The 17,341-nt window shown below is 68.9% G+C and carries 11 protein-coding genes; 3 read left to right on the top strand and 8 right to left on the bottom strand.

Features of this window, described 5'->3' with window-relative positions:
• Window positions 1-154: 154 nt before the first annotated feature.
• The 3 genes from ENSA7_RS30745 to ENSA7_RS30735 are packed head-to-tail and all read right to left on the bottom strand — an operon-like array spanning window position 155 to window position 7,954.
• Window positions 155-2,302, bottom strand: coding sequence for an NAD(P)-binding domain-containing protein (locus ENSA7_RS30745; protein WP_146158321.1), 2,148 nt, complete (start codon window positions 2,300-2,302; stop codon window positions 155-157).
• Between the two features lie 7 nt (window positions 2,303-2,309).
• A complete protein-coding gene (locus ENSA7_RS30740; RefSeq protein WP_106092950.1) occupies window positions 2,310-4,706 on the bottom strand; it encodes a cyclic nucleotide-binding domain-containing protein in 2,397 nt (798 codons plus the stop codon).
• 2 nt (window positions 4,707-4,708) lie between these two features.
• Window positions 4,709-7,954 (bottom strand): serine/threonine-protein kinase, encoded by a 3,246-nt coding sequence (locus tag ENSA7_RS30735; protein WP_106092949.1) that lies wholly within the window; start codon window positions 7,952-7,954, stop codon window positions 4,709-4,711.
• A gap of 25 nt (window positions 7,955-7,979) precedes the next feature.
• On the opposite strand from ENSA7_RS30735, the gene ENSA7_RS30730 reads away from it, so the two are divergent.
• Window positions 7,980-9,350 carry a serine/threonine-protein kinase gene (locus ENSA7_RS30730; protein WP_244923964.1) on the top strand — a complete coding sequence of 457 codons (1,371 nt, stop codon included), beginning with the start codon at window positions 7,980-7,982 and terminating at the stop codon, window positions 9,348-9,350.
• Window positions 9,351-9,412: 62 nt separating this feature from the next.
• Window positions 9,413-10,918: a vWA domain-containing protein gene (locus ENSA7_RS30725; protein WP_181234273.1), complete on the top strand. Its 1,506-nt coding sequence runs from the start codon at window positions 9,413-9,415 to the stop codon at window positions 10,916-10,918.
• Between the two features lie 45 nt (window positions 10,919-10,963).
• Here the strand turns inward: ENSA7_RS30725 and ENSA7_RS30720 are convergent, their stop codons facing one another.
• The 4 genes from ENSA7_RS30720 to ENSA7_RS30705 form a co-directional block, all read right to left on the bottom strand.
• Complete coding sequence (locus tag ENSA7_RS30720; RefSeq protein ID WP_219908088.1) at window positions 10,964-11,539, bottom strand: rhomboid family intramembrane serine protease; 576 nt, start codon at window positions 11,537-11,539, stop codon at window positions 10,964-10,966.
• Window positions 11,540-11,985: 446 nt separating this feature from the next.
• On the bottom strand, window positions 11,986-12,348 hold the full coding sequence (locus tag ENSA7_RS30715) for a hypothetical protein (protein WP_106092947.1): 363 nt from the start codon (window positions 12,346-12,348) through the stop codon (window positions 11,986-11,988).
• A 599-nt stretch (window positions 12,349-12,947) separates the two neighbouring features.
• Window positions 12,948-14,171: a hypothetical protein gene (locus ENSA7_RS30710; RefSeq protein ID WP_146158320.1), complete on the bottom strand. Its 1,224-nt coding sequence runs from the start codon at window positions 14,169-14,171 to the stop codon at window positions 12,948-12,950.
• 75 nt (window positions 14,172-14,246) lie between these two features.
• Window positions 14,247-14,555 carry a hypothetical protein gene (locus ENSA7_RS30705; protein WP_106092945.1) on the bottom strand — a complete coding sequence of 103 codons (309 nt, stop codon included), beginning with the start codon at window positions 14,553-14,555 and terminating at the stop codon, window positions 14,247-14,249.
• A gap of 172 nt (window positions 14,556-14,727) precedes the next feature.
• Here ENSA7_RS30705 and ENSA7_RS45115 point away from each other — a divergent pair, with 172 nt between their 5' ends.
• Window positions 14,728-14,832, top strand: a complete 105-nt coding sequence (locus ENSA7_RS45115; RefSeq protein WP_146158319.1) for a LamG domain-containing protein — start codon at window positions 14,728-14,730, stop codon at window positions 14,830-14,832.
• A 27-nt stretch (window positions 14,833-14,859) separates the two neighbouring features.
• Here the strand turns inward: ENSA7_RS45115 and ENSA7_RS30700 are convergent, their stop codons facing one another.
• Window positions 14,860-17,316 carry a hypothetical protein gene (locus tag ENSA7_RS30700; RefSeq protein WP_106092944.1) on the bottom strand — a complete coding sequence of 819 codons (2,457 nt, stop codon included), beginning with the start codon at window positions 17,314-17,316 and terminating at the stop codon, window positions 14,860-14,862.
• Window positions 17,317-17,341 lie beyond the last annotated feature (25 nt).

The raw sequence follows: 17,341 nt of genomic DNA, 5'->3' as shown, positions 1-17,341 counted from the left end.
ACCCCAGTCAGCCCGACGCGACTCGTGCTCGGCTTCGCCTCCGCGCGTGTCGCCACCTCGCTTCGCTCGGCTCGAGGTCGGGCTGACTGGGGAACGAGGCGGTCAGCAAATCACGAGTGATTTGCTGGCCGCCTCTTGGTTTTCTAAACCCCAGTCAGCCTCCGAGGGTGCGTACGCCAAACGCGTCGAGCAGCTTGGTCGGGGCGATGTTGCCGATGAGCACGAACACGGAGTCGACCTCGCGGAGCATGAACGGGGCTTGGTCGCGCTTGACCTGCCGGAACTGCACGCGGCCCGGCTCGACGTTGACGACCTCGGTGCTCCACAGCATCTCGACCCGGCCGGCCTGGATCAGGCGCCGCAGCTCGTCGATGTTGCGTCGCTTGCCGCGGGTGAAGTCGGCCCCGCGGTAGCTGATCGTGACGCGGGTGTCGGGTTGGTTGACCAGGCCGATCGCGGCCTCCATCGCGACGTCGCCGAGCCCGACCACGCAGATCGTGCGACCGGCGAAGCTGCGCGCGTCGGCCAGGCTGTAGTGCACGTGGTCGAGCATGCCGTCGGCGATCGGGGCGTCGAGCAGGCGGGGGGAGCCGCGGCGCCCGAACGCGAGCAGCACCCGCGCGCAGTCGAGGCTGACGGGGTGGCCGTCGAGATCGCTGGCGAGCACCCGCAGGCGCCCGCCGCCGAGCTGCTCACAGCCGCGCACGCGCACGCCCTCGCGGATCTTCAGGTTGTGGCTGTGAATGATCCGCAGCCACTTGCCGAGCAGCTCCTCCTTGGTCGACTCGCGCAGCCACAGCTCGCCGACCATGGGCATGCCGAGCGGTTGATCGAACACCAGCTTGCCGCGCGGGAAGCTGCGGATGCTCTGGGCCGCGGTGGCTTGCTCGAGCACGATGTAGCGCAGGCGCTGCTGCTCGGCCTCGAGCGCGGCGCTGATCCCCGCTGGGCCGGCGCCGACGATGATTAGATCGAGCTGCTCGCCGCCGCCGCGGGGGCCGTTGCGGAGTGACTCCGCGATCGCCGCGACCGCGTGGGCGCCCTGGTTGATCGCGTTGCGGATCAGCGGGAGCCCGGTGACGTCGCCAGCGAGGTGGACCCCCGGCGCGCCCGTGGCCGCGAGCGCGTCGTCGATCCGGGGCAGCTCCGCGATGCGCTCGCCCTCGCTGATGATCAGCGATCCGTTGGGACATCGCTGCTCACACAGCGTGAGCCCGCAGCAGTCGTCGGGCTTGCTGACGACCGCGACGTAGGCCCGCATCTCCAGCACGTCGTAGGGGCAGGCGTCGATGCAGGCGCTGCATCCGATGCAAGTCGTGGCGTCGATCGTCGGGAGTCGCCGTCGCTCGGCCGGCCGCAGCGAGGCGTCGGCCTGGTTGCCGGCCTGTTCCTGCGCGAGCTTGGCCATGACCTCGAGCTGGATGCGATCGCGTCGCCGCGCCCACAGCCGCGTCGCACCCAGGCCCAGGCCGCCAGCGGCCAGGCTCGCGCTCAACCACCAAAACGGCGCGAGCCAACCGCCGCTCGAAGGCGCGGCGTCGGTCGGGGCTTCGAGTGCGGCGGCCTCACGGCTGAGCTCCCACAGCGCCGCGCGCTCGCTGCCCGCTGCGACCAACAGCGGAGTGTGCTCGTCGAAGCACACGGCCGCGTCGGTCGGCCCGCGATGACCCGCGAGCGCGCAGTGAGCCATGGGATCGTCGGCGCGCTCGGGATCGTGGCAGGTCGAGCAGGCCGAGAGCTCGACCAACGCGACGCTGGCAGCCTCGCGCCCCGACCAACCACGCGTGCCGATCGGCTCGAGCTGCGGGAGCGGGCCCTCGCCGCCGTTGCGCCAGCGGATCGCGGGCTCGCCCGGAACGAAGGCCACGCCACCCATCGCCGTGTGGATCTGGTGGCAGGTCGTGCAGCGCATGGTCTGGCTGGCGAGCAGGGCCGCGTGGGGGGCTCGCTGCGAGCGTTGCTGCGTGTGGCAGGTGGCGCAGGCGCTGGCGGGATCGTGCTGCGCGGTGGCGGGTCCGGGTCGGGCGTCGCCGTGGCAGCTGCTGCAGTCGAGCCCGGCGAGCCGATGGGGCCGGGAGATCGCGCGACCGCCCGTCTTGACCGCGTCGCCCCCGGTGAACACCAGCGCGGCCAGCAACCCGAGCGCGCCGGTCAAACTACCGACCAACCACCCACGGGTGCGCGTGACGTCGGAGCTGCGCTCGATCTTTGGCGCGCTGCGTCGCCGCCCGCGGATGCCCTGTGGCAGTCGAACCAGCGCGGGCGCGCTGCTCGGTGTCGGTGGTTGGTCGCGACTCGGCATCTGAAGCTCACCCACCCGCGAACAGCGTGACCGCGACAACGTGAACCACCAGCGCGACCAGCAGCGCGCCGGTCAGCAGCACGTGGGGGCCCAACCACCCACGCAGCAGCGCGGTGAGCAGACGCCGGGCTGGAAGCGCGCGCAGCTCGACGCAGGTGCGCAGCAGCGGCTCGAGGCCCGCGAGCGCCTGCTCGCGCGCGTGGGGGCGGCCGCCATCGCGACGCAGCTCGGCCGGCAAGCTGGCCTCCACGCGCTCGCGCAGCAACGACCGCGTCGCGCCCAGATCACGGCCCGAAGCGACGAGCTCGAGCGAGCCGAGCGGAGCCCTGGCCCACGGCAGTAGCTGTTGCGCGACAAGTTGCTTGAGCACCCCGGACTTGCCCGACAGCTCGCGTTGCAGCCGATCGAGCAGCAGCTCGCGCTCGCGGACCAGATCCTCGGGCAGCGCCCCACCGCGCTCGAGCTTGGTCAGACGCGAGGGGATCAGCGCGTAGCAAGCACCGCCGAACATGCCGAGCCCGAGCGTCATCCAGCTGAGGATCGCCAGGGTCCCGGCCGCGTTGGCGGGGACCGACAGCCCGGTGTGGGCGAGCACGAGCCCAGGCAGCAGCAAGCCGAGGCTGAGATGGGCCAGGTAGTACGGCCGGATCTTCGAGCGGGTGATCGGGGCAGGCTTGTCCTCGGCCAAAGCGCGCGCGCTGGCCTGCCGCTGCTTGGGTCGCATCCACCGCGAGACCAGGCGCTTGGGCAGCGCGTGCGCGACCAGGCCCAGCATCGCGAGCGCCGCGCTGACGCCCGCGAGCAGTCCGGGCCCAGTCGCGGGCGAGAGCTGCCCGCGCGCCGACAGCCCGACCGCCGCGATCAGCAGAGACAGCCCCGCCGCCGCCGCGAGCCCCACGAAGATCCCGCCCCATGGGATCACCAGACGCCGCGAGGCCGGACCGGTATCCCCGAGGTTCAGCATCGACGCCACCTCGGCGAAGTCGCGCTCGGGCTCGAGGCGGATGATCGCCTCGGTCGGGCACGACTGCACGCAGGCCGGAGCCTCGTAGTCGCGGCACAGATCACACTTGGTCGCGACCTCCGGGAACATCGACTCGAGGCTGAGCGAGCGCCGCTCGGCGGCGGCGATCAGGCTCGGCGCGAATTGATCGCGGGTCGGCTTGCCAGCCGCGATCGTGCGCGGCGCCATGCGAATGTTCTCCCACGGGCAGGCCTTCGCACAGTTGCCGCAGCCCGTGCACAGGTCCTCGCGGATGAACACCTCGCCCTGCGGATCCCGACCGATCGCCCCGGTCGGGCAGTCGATCATGCACACCGGGTTCTTGCAGTGCTGGCACGAGTTGGGCAGCAGCAGCTCGCGGGCCGCCTCCCCGCCGTCGAGCACCCGCAGCGAGGTCACGACCTTGTCGCCGCGCCGGACCAGCCGCGCGACTCCGTGGACTTGCTCGCAGCTCCACGCGCAGTGACCACAGCGGACGCACGCGTCTTGATCGATCGTCAGCAGCGACCGCGCCATCTGCATGCGATACAGATCCGCGAACACGTGGCGGGTCGTGTGCGGTGACGCCTCGACGGTCGCGGCCTGCCGGGCCTCGCGGGACGCGGAGATCCGACGCAGTCGCGGGATCACGTGGGGGTTGCGATCGACCAGGCTGCGAAACGCTTTGGGCGCGATCAACAACAGGTGACTCTCGCCGGTTGCGACGGCGAACAAGCTGCGTCGCTCGCCGTCGAGCAGCTCGGTGTCGCCGAAGAAGTCGCCGTCGGAAAGGTAAGCTCGGACCACGACGCCGCCGTCGGGCTCCTCGGTCTGCAATTGCACGAGCCCGTGCGTGATCAACCACAGTCCATCGCTGACGTCGCCGGCCGCGTAGACCCGCTCGCCACGCCGCAGCTCGCGGTGCTCGGCGGCGTCGAGCAGCAGCTCGAAGTCGGTCTCGGGCAGCGCCTCGGCGAGGCTGACCTGGCGCAGCAGATCCGCGGTGGCCCGACGTCGAAGCAGGCGCTGCTCTGGGGCCTCGCGCGCGTCGCCGCCGCTGCGACCGAGCGCGCGCTGAAACAGGGCCGCGGGGATCTCCGCGAGCTCGACCGGTGTCTTGGTGATCGCGTCGCTGCGTCGGCGCCCGCCTGGCAGCGTGGACTCTTCGCCGAAGGTCTCGCCCGCTCGGGCGACCCGCAGATGGACCGACTCGTCGAGGCCCTTGCGGGTGTGGGCGCGCAGCTCGACCTCGCCGCGGTTGACCACGAAGAAGCTGTCGCCGAGCTCGTCGACCGCGAACACCCGCTGACCGGCCTCGTACTTGTGCAGGCGCCCCGCGTTCTCGACCGCGCGGCGCCCCGCCGGATCGAGCCCGCGCAGGATCGGCGCCGTGAACAGCGAGTCGGGCCAGGTCGTGGACATGGTCAGGGGGCGGCGACGGTCCGGGTGTGGGTGGCGATCTCGACGACCTCGAGCTTGCTGAGCATCTCACGGGTCACCAGCGGACCGCTCGGCCGCAGCCCGGCCGCCGCCTGGCGGGTCTCGTAGTCGGCGAAGGCCTTGATCAGAAACGGCGGGAACGATCGGAACAAGAGCTGCGCCTCGATCTCGAATGGCGCCTTGAAGCTCGAGATAGGCAGATCGTAGGTCCACTGCATCGGCACGCCCGGCGGGGCTGAGCGCAGGTCGATGATCGCGTCGGGACCCTTGACCACGCCGCGGGTCGCGTCGAGCGAGCCAACCGGGAAGTAGATCTCGAACAGGGATTCTTCGCCGAACAAATTCGACTGACACTCGCCAGTGTCGATGTCGAACGGTGCGTCGTCGAACCGCGCCGCGCGGTGGAGCTCCTGGCTGGCGTCGCGTGGCAGGCAGCGGCCCGCGCGGTCGATGAAGCCGATGCACTTCACGCAGCGCAAGAACCCGTTTTGCAGGTTGATCAAACCACGCCCGCGAAACCGCGTGGCCGGGTCGAACTCACCGCCGCCGTCGAGCGATTGCCACTGCGGGACGTCGGGTCCATCGCGGACGTCCGCGCCAAACATGCCGAGTGGCTGCCCCTGCTGATTCACGATGCGATCACTGACGTTGACCGAGACAAACAGCTTGTCGCGCAGATCCTCGTCGCCACGATCGACCCGGCCGACCTCGTAGACGACCCGCCCCTCGGCGTCAGTGATACGCAGGTGGACCCAGAACTCTCGCTCTTGAGAGAACCCCGCCGGGATCTTGTGGCCCGCGCCAGTGTTCTCGATCACCACCGGAACCTCGAGCTTGCGCCCGCCGGGCACCAGCACGGGCTCGCCAAGCTCAAACCGAAAGCTGCGGCCGAGCAGCAGGTCGCGCCGTTGATCACCGCCGAGTGGGATCCCAGCGGCGTCGAGCTCGGGCTGATCAATATAGTGATCGTCGAACTCCGGAGTCAGCGGAATGTCGACGCCGGAAAAATAGTGGGTGGAGACGTCGCTGGGCTCGCCGGAGCCCGCGGCCACGCGCAGGTGCGGGAGCTCGCCGGGGTTGCGCGACTCGAAGTGGGTGCCGGGCGGGCAGCCGTTGCGCAGCGCGACGATATCCGGCTCGCCCGCGACCGGGGCGGGTGGATCTCCGCTGACGCACACACCCGGGAAGCTGCTCATGTGGCAGTCCTGGCAGTCGGCCGCGTCACGCCCCGCGCGTCGCTCGAGGGATGCCCAGTCGGCCCACTCGCTGTACGCGTTGCGCAGCCGCCTGAAGTGTTCGCCGCGATTGGGGCCTGCGATCGCGTCGGTGCCAAACAGGCGCACGTCGTGACAGGCGCCGCAAAACTGGCTCGAGCGCAGGTACGCGCGGGCGTCGTCGCTGGGTCGGCGGTGCACGCCCCCGGGGACCAGCGGCGCGTCGGGGCGGCCGGGGGCCCCCGCGATCAGCTCGGCGGGATCCAAGATGTAGCCGCTATTGGCGATGCCCGCCTGGCCCACGCGATCCTCGGGGCGCATCTCGAAGGTCTGCCCGGTCACCGTGGACAGCCAGCTCGGGTTGCCCTCGTAGAAGCCCGCGCGCTCGCTGCCCGGACGGACCGGCCCGTGGACCTGATGACAAAACCCGCAGTCGATGCCCTCGGTGGTGCTGGCCGGCTGCAGGTCCCGCAGCGGCCGACGGGTGCTCGAGTTGAGCGCGAGGCCGTCCCACGCAGGCAGCACCGCGCCCAGGTTCTCGCGCGGCGTGTGACAGTTGGCGCACCACAGCTCGCCGCCCGATCCGGTGATCGCGATGTTGGTGTCGGGGTCACGGCAGGCCGTGCGGGGATCTTGGGTGCGCAGGACTCCCGCGCCACCGGGGCAATCGTCGCTGCGCCCAGCCTGCTCCTGAATCAGGATCTCGAGCGCCTGAAACAGCGGGCTCTTGGCCGAGTGGCCCATGACCGAGCGCTTCCACTCGGCGGTCTGGCGGGGGTGGCAGCTGGCGCAGTCTTCGGGGCTGGTGTGCGCGGCGTCGAGCGGGGCGCGGCTGCCGATCTTGGGCTTGGGTGTCGTCTCGATCTGCGGCTCCGGCTGTGGATCGCCCGCGAGATCGAGCAGCACACCACCACCGATCACACCCAGACAGACCACGCCAACCACCGCGGACGCTCGCAAGATCCGCCGGACCACCGAGCGACCCGAGCGACGTGGGCGCGGGGTAGCGCTGACGTTGGCAGCGATCGGCGGTGGGTCTGGCTGTGGGCTCGCGGCCGCTGGGGCGCGCGGCGGGACGAACGACAATGTCGTGTTCGGGTTAGGGTCTGCGGGCGCGCCCTCGCGCAGGAACCCGGTCAGCTCCGCGTGGATCGTGGCCGCGTCGCTCACCCGCTGCTCGGGCGCAGGCGCCAAGATACGCAGGATCAGCCCTTGCAAACCCGGCGGCAGCTCGCGCGCAATCACGTCTGGGAGCGGCGGGACACCCTGGCTCGCCCGATCGATCGCGCTGCGCAGCCCTAGCCCCGCGAACGGTCCGCGCCCACACAGCAGCCGGTACAGCAGCAGCCCGAGCAGCCACCGGTTGGAGCTCGCGTCGTCGGGTTGACCGGCCGCGGCCGCGGGTGTGAGCCACTCGCGTCGCAGCTCGGCGGTGGGCGATGGGTCGCTCGGCGCGTCGACGCGGGCGTGGACCAGCGCGTCGGCGAGGACCCACACGCTCGGCTCGATCACCACGTTCGTCGGCCGCAGCAAGCCCGGGAACAGCCCGCGAGACTCGGCGGCCGCGAGCGCGCGGGCCAGGTCCGCGACCAAGCCGACGACGGGTCGCCAGCTGAGCGGCAGACCTTCATGGGTCCCCAAGAGCGCCGGTAGCTTGGTCTCGATCTGCGCGCGGACCAGCCACGGCCGCCCGTCGCTCGGATCCGGCCCGCCCTCGATGAACCCCCCGATCCCGGCCCGCCCGAGCACGAGCAATTCATCGGCCGCGCGCTGGTGACTAGGCGGCAGTCGCCACAGCTCGCGCTGATCCGCGCAGGCCCAGCGCTGGGCCACGCCGATCGGCTCGAGCGAGCGCTCGCTCACGGGAGGTTGGGCCACCGGTCCACCGTGCCCGAGCTTGTCATCGCCCGGCAAGCCATCATCTGAGGTCATCGGGCGGCCCAACGCCGGCATGACCGTCAGGCTTTCGAGCGGGTGCAAGCCGATCACCCGCAGCAGGCGTTGGCCCCCCCGCATGGCGCCTGGCCTCGCCCAACCCCCCTTGGAGTGCCCCGTCGAAGCCGACGGAGCCCCGCTCGACACCCCGATCGAGACCGGCTCGCGGGCCGCGCTGGTGGTGTACAAAGGATCGGAGCCCGAGGCCGACACGGGCCCGGATCCCGTCATGTCCGAACCCGAACCCGAGCGCCGCACTCTCGCCTACGCTGGGGCTGACAACAGCCCAGCTGACTCCTCTGAAGCCCCGCCAGCGCGCTCGGGCACCGCTGGCGCGCTCGAGCCCGAGCCCCGGCGGATCGGCGATTTCCTGGTCCGCCGTCTGATCGGCGAGGGCGGCATGGGCAAGGTCTACGAGGCCGAAGAGCGGCTGTCCAAGCGCCGGGTCGCGCTCAAGGTCCTGCGCAGTGAGCTGTCCCGCAGCGAGGTCGGCCGCCGGCAGTTCGTCAACGAGATGGGGATCCTCGCCAGCCTCGACGATCCTCACGTCGTCCGCTGCCTGCACTGCACGGAGGTCGACGGTGAGCTGATCATGGCGCTCGAGTTCCTCGAGGGCCAGACCCTGCGCGAGCGCATGCTGCAAGAGCGCGCCCTGGCCTGGGACGAAGTGGTGGCGATCGCCTGGCAGATCGCGGCCGCGCTCGAAGCCGCGCACGCGGGTGAGCAGCCGATCATCCACCGCGATCTCAAGCCCGAGAACGTGATGCTGCTCGACGGTGGGCGGGTGAAGGTGATGGACTTTGGGATCGCCAAGATCGTCCAGGCCGCGGCCGGCAACACCACGCACAGCGTCGGCACTCTTCAATATATGAGCCCCGAGCAGATCGACGCGCGCCCGCTCAGCCCGCGCTCGGATCTGTACGCGCTCGGGCTCGTCATGTGGGAGCTGCTCGCTGGCCGGCCGCCGTTCGAGGCCGAGTCGCCGCGGGTATTGCTCGACAAGCTGTGCACCGAGCCGGCTCCGCAGCTGCCAGCCGAGGCCCGGCGTGGCCTGCCGCGCGGGGTCGAGCAGCTCGTCATGCAGCTGCTCGAGAAGGCCCCGGAGGCTCGCCCCGCCAGCGCCAGCGTGGTGCTCGAGTGCCTCGAGCCGTTTCGCCCGGCCGAGCTGTCGACCGCGAGCGCGTCCCGGCCCACGACCCGTCCGGGGCGGAGCGTCTCCAACGAGGTCGCGGAGCTGAGCCCGGCGACCCCGATTCCCGTTGCCAGTCCCGCGGCAAGCCCCGCGGCGAGCAGCCCCAGCAGCCCCAGCAGCTCGACTGCGCAGGAGCTCGCGCCCAAGCGCTTCGACACCGTCGGCGTGGTCCAGCAGGCCGCCGCCCCACGCGAGATCCCCACCAAGCTCGCCGCCTCGATCATCGTCAGCCTGTCGCTCGCCGCCGGCCTCGTGACCTGGCTGATCCGTCTGCTCGGCAGCTGAACGCCACACCCAGAAAGACACCCATGCGCGTCGCAATCGTCGGAGTTCTCGCAGTCCTTGGCATGTCCCTCACCAGCACCGCGGTGTGGTCGCTGACCGCCCCCGGTGAGCGAGCCGGCGCGCAGGCGTCCGTCAAGGTCGAGCGCGGCGACACCCCGAAGCTTGGCGATCCCCAGCCCGACGATGTCCAGCCGCCCAAGCTGGTCGACAAGTCGACCTTCGTGGCCGGCAAGACCCTCATGGTCGAAGGCCGACTCGGCCACGGGCGGATGCTCGCCGACGCGCGCGGCGAGACCTTCCTGTTCGTCGACGTCCGCAGCGAGCTCGATCAGATCAATCAAATTGGCGCCCGCTCCGGCTTCGAGCCACTCAACCTCGCGGTCGTCATTGATCACTCTGGCTCGATGAAGGGCCAGCGCGAGCGCAACGCGATCGACGCGGCGGCTGGCATGATCCGCCGGCTGCGAGACGGCGACACGGTCTCGGTCGTGTCCTATGCCGAGCAGGCTCGCGTGGTGATCCCGGTGACCACGATCTCGAGCGCCAGCCGCGAGCGGTTGATTCGCGAGATGCTCGACGGCGTCAACGATCCCCCCAGCGGCAACACCTGCATCTCGTGTGGGATCGATCTGGGCATGCGCACGCTCTCGGGTCGGCGCGCGGGCATCGATCGCATGTTGCTGCTGTCCGACGGCGAGGCCAACCGCGGCGTGCAGGACGAGGGCGGCATGCGGGTCGTCGCTCGTCAGGCCCGCAACCAGGGCGCGACGATCTCCTCGATCGGCGTCGACGTCGACTACAACGAGCGCCTGATGTCGGCGATCGCCCGCGAGGCCAACGGCCGCCACTACTTCTCCGAGACCGGCGAGAACCTCGAGCAGATCTTCGATGAAGAGCTCGACTCGCTGGTCACCGCGATCGCCAAGGACGGCAAGCTGGTCGTCGAGCTCGCGCCCGGCGTGCGCGTGGCCGAGGTGCTCGATCGCAGCTACCAGCAGGTCGACCGGCGGGTGATCGTGCCAATGGGCACCTTCGCGGTCGGCGAAGAGAAGACCTTCTTGATCCGCCTCGAGGTCCCGCCGAGCCCGGTCGGCGAGCGGCCGATCGCCTCGGTGACCTTCAACTACGACGATCTGTCCGGCGTCGAGCCTGGCGAGTGCTTTGGTGAGCTCGCCACCAACATGACCGCCACCCCCGCCGAGGTCTCGCCGCTCGACGCGATCGTGCTCGGCCGCCTCAGCCGCAGCGAGACCGCGCGCACGCTCGAGCAGGCCAACGCCCTGTTCGCGCAGGGCCGCACCGCCGAGGCCCAGGCGGCCGTCGACGCTCACCTCTCGGAGATCAACGAGCGCCGCGAGGCGGCTGGGCTGTTGACGAAGGCCAAAGAGTTCGTCGACCCCTTTGGTCGCGACCTCGACGATGAATTCAACAAGCAGGCGAATGTCCTCGACGAAGCCAACGCGGGCTTCGTCGAGGCCGAAGCCGCCCCCGAGCCGGCCGCCGCGAGCCGGCCGGGCAAGGCCCAGGTCAAGCGCAACGCCGCGCAGGCCGACGCGTTCTCCCTGTGATTTGGCCTGTGATTTGGCCTGTGATTTGGGCTGTGACCTGGGCGGTCACTGGCCTTGGGTCGCCGGCGACTGCCTGAGCCGACGGGCCACGAGCACGCCGCCGAGCAGGCCGAACAGGTGCCCCTCCCACGAGATCCCGCAGCCCGCCAGGCCCGGGATCGCGCCGCTCAGCATGCTGCCGAACATGAACGCGATCACCACCGAGATGATGATCGACAGCAGCTTGCGCTCGTACCAGCCGCGCGTCAGCACATACCCAAAGTATCCAAAGATGACACCGCTGGCGCCAATGTGGACTGTCCCGGTCTCGCCGATCAGCCAGACTCCGAGTCCGCCGATCAACACGCTCGAGGCGGTCACCAGGGCAAACTCCTTGCGGCCCCAGAGCAGCACCAAGGTGCCGAAGATCAGCAGGCCAACGGTGTTCGAGAGCAGGTGATAGAAGTCGCCGTGGAGCAACGGGCTGGCGAGGATGCCGATCAGCCCAAACGTGCTGCGGGGGTGGATGCCGAACAAGTCGAGCAGGCCGTGGAACACCAGCGTGTCGACGATCTCGAGCCCCCATAGCGCCGCCAATGTGCCTGCCATCAGCTTGCAGACGAACTTCAGCTCGTCGAGCACGGTCGGTGTGACCGGTTGTGCGAGCGACGAGCTGAGGGAGGCGGGGCGTGGATTGGGTCGGGAGCGGAGGTGTTGCATTGTCGTCGTGCCGTCTGGCGGCGCGGCGAACTCTCGCTCGCGCGGTTGATTCCCGCATCTAGCAGCACGGGCTCTGTGCATACCCTGCACCGAGTCTCTCATCGAAGAGGTTACCATCGACGCTGGGCGGCCGCGGCTCGAGCGAGGGTCGAAGATGCGGAGGGGCACCCCGCCCGCCCCTCGCTGCCCTCCGCCTGCGGCAGCGTGACGCTCGAGGACTCGTCACACGACATCCAGACTTCGACGATGGACCCCCTCCACGATCGCGCGAAGTCTCCTCTTCGAGCGGCCTTGCGCGACCGGCCATCGTTCTGCGCAACCGACCATGACGATGCACGAGCTACTCGACGGCCTGAGCCTGAACCTCACTAGATCTGCTCCTGACACTCCTCCCCTTTGGTGTGTTTGATGGTCCAGCCACCGGCACTCGTGAACTGATCCTTGCATCGGGCGAAGCAGTCGCTGCAATCTGTCCCGTACTCGACACACGTGCCATACTTGAATTCCCAGTATCCACCGTACCAGGTCTTGCGCCAACGCGTTCCATAGATTTCATCTATGCTGCATTTTACTTGTGCGTTGGCTTGATTATCCTGAAGGTCTGCGTCGATGTCGGTGGTACCGCTATGTGTCATCAGATTCTCCTCATATTCTTCACTGCTGTCGCAGCCGAGGGCGCTGCCGCAGAGCAAAAGTGACAGTGTCAAAGTGGTGATGTGTGCCTGTTTCATGATGAGGGTAGGTTAGCGCCGGCGTGATGTTGGACGAGTGCAGCGCTCGGGTGGAACGCAGCGACGACACAACGAAGACGTCCGCGGAAAGTCATCAAGCTGGGCGGAATGCGGATAGAGCATCCAGTGGAGGGAAGGCGTCGCCGAAACGTTGCGCCGCTCGGAAGCCGAGTTCGTCGAGCAGGGACCGTGTGGTAGGTCTCCATGGCCGCGGAGCGACGGCGACGGCCATGGCGATCTATGTCCGAGCAACGTCCCGCCCTGCTGGTCGTCGCTCCCGGTAAGCGCAATCCTACGCTGCCGCAGAAACACTGCAACGAGTGGCTCGAGGCGGGAGCGCCTGGTCCAGTGATCGCAACTTGAATCGGAGCGCTGGGCAACATGCTCACCTACCTTCGACCATGAACGGCGACCTTGGCCGAGCGAACCTGGAGTCCGCCGTGGCTCTACTCCGTCGCGCGTACCCCGAGACGATTCCAGGCCTCGAGCGACCGACGCTAATGGCGGTGCTGAGCGACGCAGGCATGTCCAATCGAAACGTCGCCGCAGTGATAGGCGATTACTACGGTACCAGGGGGACCCTCGCCTGGATCACTGGATCACTGGATCACCAGATCACTCAGCTGCGGCCGCGCGACCGCGACGCAGAACTCCTCCCAACCAGGCGGCACCTCTTTTTCATAGCACCCGCCGAGGCTCCTTTGTGCGATCGCCTCCGCAGCCGCCACGACGACCGCGGGGCCCAGGTCCGAGTCGAGCTCGATGTCACGCAGTCGACGCGCCAAAGTTCGCAGTCGGTGCGACGCAGCGCCCCCCTCGACCTCGAGCAACTCGAAACATGCGATGCTCGACACGTCGAGCTCCGTGCGGTGTCGCCCGAGCCGAGCGTGGAGTCCACCACGGTCGCCAAACAGACCGCGCAGCAGGGCCAGTACCTCGCAGCGAACTCCGAAGATCGCCGCTGTCCGTTCGAGTTGCCGAATGCGGCCCTTGTCGGCGTCATCGCGCCGGACATAGTGCTCACGGAGCAGCCGAGATACGCGGTGTGCCCAGCTGGGGTAGGGGCGAACCCACTGCGGGGCCAGCAGGCACGCCAAGTAGCGACGGTTTCGTCGCAGCAGCGCTCGCACGGTCGCCCCGCCCATGCGCTCGTCGGTGAACAAGTCGCCCATGTCACTGGTGCGCAAGGCTGCGTGCAGGGGGCCGAAGTCCAGCGTCTCGGCCGTGACGGTGTCGAGCTCATGGCGTCGCTCGGAGAACAGCTCGCCATACAGCGCGCAGTGCACCACCCGACGCCGCGCGACCTCGCGTGGATCCTCGGCGCTCGAGACTGGCACCCGCTGTGCGAAACCCTCGACCATCGTGTGCATACCGGGCTTGGCCGGGTGCAGGCCCAACGCAGCCCGCACGGCGTCGACGCGTGCATCGGCGAGCGCTTCGACGCCCGACCCAGACCAGCGCTCGGTGAAGCGTGTGCTCGTCGCGGCGTACACGGCCACGTTGAAGCTACCTGCGGGCAGTCGGTCGAGCGCGTGCCTGAGCGCGGCCAGGCACGCGGCGTGCTCGGGCTCTAGCGCGGCTGTGTCACGCTTGAATCCCCACAGCCAGAACGCAAGATCGCGTGTGGCCACGCCCACCCCAACGCGGGTCGGTTCCAGCTCGTCGAGTCTGTCGTGAAGCAACGCCGACAGCGTCTCGGGGTTGGGATCTTCGTGACCCGCACGCGGCGGTGGTTGCAGCGCAGGTCGAAGCTCCGGCGGCCATGGCATCTCCGATGACGTCCACTCAAACGCCTGAGCCTCCGCGCCGACCAGCAACGCCATGGACCCGCGCACCCGCCAGTTCACAAACCTCGCGTCATCGAGATACTCGCGCTCGAGCGGCTCGCTGTAGACTCGCTAGCATTCGCCGGGCGCGAGTCGCCGCGCGACCACCCCCTGGCTCGCGCGGAGCTTCGCAACCGTCTGTCGGCGCTCGGGATCGAAGCAGCGCTCGATCCCGCCGACCAGCGGTGAGGCCGAGCGTAGCCGCAGCTGCGGCGCGTCGTCTGGCGTTAGATCGACCAGGAGTTGTTCGGAGCCGCGGTTGCGGATCTCGATGACCGCCCACACGAGTTGATCGTGAACCAGCAGCACCTGGGCGACCCATATCTGCGCGAGCTCGCTTCGTGCCAGCGCCCAGGCTGGCTTCGGGATCGGGTCGCTCACGCCGAGAAACTATCACGGATGGTGAGGAGCACACCGATCGTGGCCGGCTCCATGAAGGTGAAGACCGTGTACGACCCGACCCTCGTCGGCCATTCTCCTGGACCCCACACATTTTCCTGTGTCCATGGGACGCACGACGTGCGGAAAAAAATCTAGCAACAGCGAAAACGAGGTGGGCGGTCTCTCTTCGGGGTTCAGCAGCTTCGATGGGATCATCGACGAGCTGCGCTTTAGCGAGGGCGCGCTGACCCCCGCGCAGATGCAGCCCGTGCCTTGACGACGCGAACACCTTGCCTGTCGTGGGTCAGCCGATGTTCGGGCAGCTGACGTCGTCGATCGCGGCGCTGTTGTTGTCCTCGCGGCACTCTTCGATCTCGCCCGGGGTTTCCGCATCCACGCGCACGAAGAACGCGTGGGGCGGCGCGCCAACCAGCGGCGCGTTGACTTGCACGATCTCCGACTGGCCGGGCAACAGCACGTTGGTGGTCTGCGCGCTGGCGACCAGCTCGCCGCTGTCGTCCGCACCACGAAAGAACTCGACCGCGACGCCCGCGGGCACGCCCTGTGAGCCCTCGTTGCGCACGGTCGCGCGCAGGGTCACGGCTTCGGGGCACGCTCGCAACAACGACACGGCGAGATCGACCTGCAAGTCCGCGGCGTTGAACACTCCGTTGCCCGGGGTGGACACGCGATAATTATTGAAGCCCTCCGGCCCCCAGCTGTCCGGCTCGAACTGCGGGATGCTGCCGTCGGCCAACACGTTGGTGATGTGGTACGTGTGCTGATTCCAGATCTTGCGGGTCCGCACCCAGCGATCGTTGGAGTCGCCATACACGAACACGCCGTGGCGCAGCTGCTCGTCGCCGACGTAGCTCGGGCACCCGGGCGTGATCCCGGCCAGCTGGTACCAGTCGTCGCTGACCACCACCAGCTCGGTGTTGTTGTCGCCGTCCACGTCGACGGCGATCGGGTATTGCGCCGCGGTGCCCGAGCTGCTGGCGAACTCGAGCAACACCTCCCCGGTGGTTCCGTCGTAGACTCGCATGTAGCACTCGTCGTTGTAGAGCACCTCGGCGGCGCCATCGCCCTCGAAGTCGAAGATGCTCGACCCGGTCCGCGACGAGCTCACGTCCAGGGTCGGCACGCTCCACAGCACGTCGATCGTGGCCGGCTCCATGAAGGTGAAGACCGTGTACGAGTCGCCGACCGCCGAGGCGAAGTCGAGCAGACCGTCGCCGTTGAAGTCGTCGATCGTGGGCGGTCCGCCGTTGCCGACCCCAGGCATGTCGAAGCTCGCCAGCAGCGCGCCCGTGCCTGCATCGTGAACCCGGGCGAAGTTGGCGGAGGTCACGACCAGCTCGGGCAGCGAGTCACCGTCGAGATCCGCGATCGCGGTGTAGCCATCGGCGGCGCCGTTGGACCACAGCACCGAGCCGTCGAGCTCGTGAGCGAACGAGCCGCTGACAACCTCCTGCAACCCGTCGTCATCGACGTCAGCGATCACCGTGTTACCTCCAAACAAACCGTTGGCACCGAGCTCACCCAGTCCGAGCCCGGAGATCAACCGCCCGCTGCTGTCCAGGATCACCCCGCCGCTGACGATCTCCGCCTGGCCGTCCGCGTCCATGTCGGCGATGGCGATCGCCGCGACGCCTGCGAAGTAGCCCTGGTAGGGCGTGACCCCGTCTTGCATGGTCGAGGTCCACTTGATCGAGCCGTCACCTTCAAACGCGATCAGACCACCGCCAAAGGCGTGCGCCACCAGGTCGATCGAGTCGTCACCGTCGATGTCACCGAGCGCGGGCGTACGGCACAGGGCGACCCGGCCCAAGTCGGTGAACGCCTCCGCGTTGGCGGCCCACACGTCGAGGCCGCTGGAACCATCGAGCGCGCGCAGATACGCGTGGCCGGTGTCGCAAGCGCCGTCGCCGGTGTCGTGCGTGACGATCACGACCTCCGGTGTCTCGTCGCCGAGCAGGTCACCGACGAGCGGCATGCTGAGCACTTGATCGTACGCGGGGAGGATCGGCGAGCCGGTCCACGACCACTCCTCGATCGGCGCGAACGCAGCGGCGCGCGGCTCGACGGTGCACGCCGGTCCGCCCTCGGGCTGCGGCAGGCACAGGTTCAGCGTCGGCTCGCAGAACTCGTCGACCTCGCAATCGAACGAGTCCTCGCACGGGCCACCAGGTGACTCGCACATGTCCGCCAGGCACACCTGTTCGGCCGCGCAGCAGCCCTCGTCGCAATAGATGCCGCTCTCGCACGCGGGCACGCACTCACCTTGCAGGCACGCGTCACCGATCGCGCAACACAACGCCGGGGTCCCGCACAGCAAGTCCGACGGGCACTCGTCTCCGGTGTCGGTCTCGCCGTCCGTCGTGCTGTCACCCGTGCTCTCACTTGACTCGCCTGAGGTCACGTCGACCCCATCGCTGCCGCCGTCGCCGGTCTCGCCTCCACCCTCGGCGCTCCCATCGTTGCAGGCCGCGAGGGCAAGAACGAGGAGCCCGTGGGTTAATCCAGCGCGGCCCCGAGCGCGTCGCTGGGGCTCGAGGCCAAGGACTGAAACCGAAGGTGAATCGGGATCCTGCGAGGTCTCGGGACCCAGGGATCGGGCCTCAGAGGCGCGCTCGGGGTTGTGATGAATTACACCACGGGCTTCCAGCAGGGGGGTGCTCGTGCGAGCGAGGCAGATCAGTCGGCGCATGCCGAGAACATACACATTCGGCTCGACGTCGAGCACTGTCCCGATGGCCATCGGAGCGAACTCCCTGGTAGAACCC

This window comes from Enhygromyxa salina, assembly GCF_002994635.1.
Lineage (GTDB): Bacteria > Myxococcota_A > Polyangia > Nannocystales > Nannocystaceae > Plesiocystis > Plesiocystis salina_B.
This window is presented reverse-complemented; position numbering and strand designations above follow the sequence as displayed.

Bases quoted from the DNA above. Each gene is read 5' to 3' on its own strand.
- ENSA7_RS30745 (WP_146158321.1), bottom strand. From the start codon at position 2,302: ATGCCGAGTCGCGACCAACCACCGACACCGAGCAGCGCGCCCGCGCTG.
- ENSA7_RS30740 (WP_106092950.1), bottom strand. From the start codon at position 4,706: ATGTCCACGACCTGGCCCGACTCGCTGTTCACGGCGCCGATCCTGCGC.
- ENSA7_RS30735 (WP_106092949.1), bottom strand. From the start codon at position 7,954: ATGCGGGGGGGCCAACGCCTGCTGCGGGTGATCGGCTTGCACCCGCTC.
- ENSA7_RS30725 (WP_181234273.1), top strand. From the start codon at position 9,413: ATGTCCCTCACCAGCACCGCGGTGTGGTCGCTGACCGCCCCCGGTGAG.
- ENSA7_RS30715 (WP_106092947.1), bottom strand. From the start codon at position 12,348: ATGAAACAGGCACACATCACCACTTTGACACTGTCACTTTTGCTCTGC.
- ENSA7_RS30710 (WP_146158320.1), bottom strand. From the start codon at position 14,171: ATGGCGTTGCTGGTCGGCGCGGAGGCTCAGGCGTTTGAGTGGACGTCA.
- ENSA7_RS30700 (WP_106092944.1), bottom strand. From the start codon at position 17,316: ATGGCCATCGGGACAGTGCTCGACGTCGAGCCGAATGTGTATGTTCTC.